Origin of the sequence: Loigolactobacillus bifermentans DSM 20003, assembly GCF_001434575.1 — a bacterium.
GTDB classification, from domain to species: Bacteria; Bacillota; Bacilli; order Lactobacillales; family Lactobacillaceae; genus Loigolactobacillus; species Loigolactobacillus bifermentans.
Genome location: NZ_AZDA01000067.1, coordinates 1 through 234, shown reverse-complemented (window position 1 = coordinate 234; position 234 = coordinate 1). Strand labels below are relative to the sequence as shown.

1 protein-coding gene is annotated in these 234 nt (G+C 45.7%); it reads right to left on the bottom strand.

Going from position 1 to position 234, the window contains the following annotated elements:
- On the bottom strand, window positions 1-234 hold a 234-nt coding region (locus FC07_RS08350), incomplete at both ends, for an IS3 family transposase (protein ID WP_003684371.1).

Sequence of the window (234 nt, the reverse complement as noted above, 5' to 3'; positions counted from 1 at the left end):
TACTTCTGCGCAAGGAAGCCCAGGGCTTTTTTTAGGATTTCGTTCTCCTCAGACAGCGAAGCCAGTCGCTTTTCCATCGCTTTGATTTCGTCTGGCGATTTACCGGATTGAGTTTTGGCCTGGCCCTGGATCCACTTATGAACTGTTGAATAGCCAATGCCATATTCTCTGGCCAGTTGGGCAGCTGATTCGCCTTGCTTATATAGGTTGATAATGTTTTGTTTGAATTCTTTG